Raw genomic sequence first — 1,942 nt, 5'->3', positions numbered from 1 at the left:
TCCCGCGGCCGCGGCGGCCCGCGCTGCATGAGCATGCCCTTCTGGCGCGAGGACCTCTAGGGTCTTCAAGGACCCGTACAGGTCATAATACATACATCTAGCTGCCATTAGATGTCTCCCATTGGGGCGGTGCGGGTTTTCGCACCGCCCCAATCTTGTATGAGGAACGTCAACACGATTGGATGACTGCTTTTGTAAGGAGCTTGGCCATGGACATCAAGACGATTGGCGTTGAGGAATGGCTCAACGTTTGGGAGAAGAGCGCCACGTGGGACATCGCCCAGTCGACGATCTCGTCGCTCACCATGGGCGAGCTGCGCGCGCTCGATGAGCAGGGCGGCGCCACGTTCTACGAGCGCCTGGACCGCGAGAAGATGAACTACGGCTGGATCGAGGGCTCGCCGGAGTTTAAGGCCGAGGTTGCCAAGCTGTATCGTCGCGAGGTCAATCCCGATCACATTCTGCAGACCAATGGCTGCACGGGCGCTAACCTCAACGCCATCATGGCTGTGGTCGAACCCGGCGACCACGTTATCGCCGAGTGGCCCACCTATGCGCCGCTCTACGAGATTCCGCGCACGCTGGGCGCCGAGGTCGAGTATTGGGAGCTACGCGAAGAGCTCGGCTGGAAGCCCGATATCGAGGAACTCAAGCGCTTGGTGCGCCCCGACACCAAGCTCATCTGCATCAACAACGCATCGAACCCCATCGGTACGGTGCTCGATGCCGATATGCTCGGCCAGATTGCCGAGATCGCCCGTTCGGTGGGCGCCTACGTGCTGAGTGACGAGGTGTATCTGCCTCTCGAAAATACTGAGTCCTTTATGTCGATGGTCGACGTGTACGAGAGGGCCATTGTCACCAACTCGTTGTCGAAGACCTATTCGACGCCTGCGGCCCGCGTGGGCTGGGTCGTGGCCGACGAAGAGGTGTCCAACCGCATCCGTACCTATCGCGATTACACCATGATCTGCGGCGGAGTGTTCAACGATGACCTGGCGACCTATGTGCTTGAGCACAAGGATAAGATTCTCGAGCGCAATCGCAAGATCGTGTTTGGCAACCGCGATATCGCGCAGGCTTGGATCGATACGCAGCATCGCGTTTCCTGGACGGCCCCGCAGGGCGTGTCCACCTCGTTTATCCAGCTGGATATTCCCGAGGATGACGAGGAGTTCTGCAGGCGCCTGCTGTCCGAGAGGGGAGTGCTGCTGGTCCCCGGTAGCCGTTTTGAGCTTCCCTGCGGCGCACGCCTGGGCTACTGCGCGAGCGAGGACGTTCTGCGCGAGGGCCTGAGGCTTTTGGGCGAGGCACTGGCGGAGTTCGATCGCTAGGATTCCGATGGTCTTCGGGGGCCTTATCCAAATTAGCCGAAGATAATCGAAAACGGACCCGTTTCCCTAGGGGAAGCGGGTCCGTTTTTCTATACCGAGAAGTCAAGTTGTTACAAATGGGGCCGTAAAGCGAGGCGGTATCCGCTGGGCCTTATACTGAGTTTCCGGTGAACGGTATCAAGCGTCTGGTAAACGGTAATTTATTTATCAGAAATGAATAGGACAAACTTTTTTCTGAATAAAAATGAAAATGGTTGAGACGCGGTGTGAACCGCTAATTCTATTCATAGCTTTATTGGAAATATGCAATTTGAGGATGGTTTAACAAAGTTTAGTTCCATTTGATTTTAGGATTAAAACGCGTTTAAGCACGTAAATACGCTTTATTAAGATGAAGTGTGCCATGCGTGAAGTATATGTGTATGCCGTTCACCCCCTATAAAAAACCGTTCGGGGGCAAGGTGGAAGTATGAGCTGATTTTGGATATAAATATGTCGTCAGCAATAACGCCTCACACGGAGGGGCGCTAACGAATCGGCCCTGACAAGGGCCCGAAAGAAAGGTAGGAGGCCATGACGAAAGGTCTGCACGTGCCTTCCGAGATCGG

General features: G+C 55.5%; 1 protein-coding gene. It reads left to right on the top strand.

Going from position 1 to position 1,942, the window contains the following annotated elements; translation table 11 throughout:
• Positions 1-209 precede the first annotated feature (209 nt).
• On the top strand, positions 210-1,334 hold the full coding sequence (locus PGW49_RS10280; protein ID WP_270226432.1) for an aminotransferase: 1,125 nt from the start codon (positions 210-212) through the stop codon (positions 1,332-1,334).
• The last annotated feature ends 608 nt before the right edge of the window (positions 1,335-1,942 follow it).

The sequence above is a fragment of the Collinsella aerofaciens genome (genome assembly GCF_027679495.1).
GTDB classification, from domain to species: domain Bacteria; phylum Actinomycetota; class Coriobacteriia; order Coriobacteriales; family Coriobacteriaceae; genus Collinsella; species Collinsella aerofaciens_AK.
Note: the sequence above shows the minus strand (reverse complement) of the source record. Positions and strands in the feature narration are given on the sequence as shown.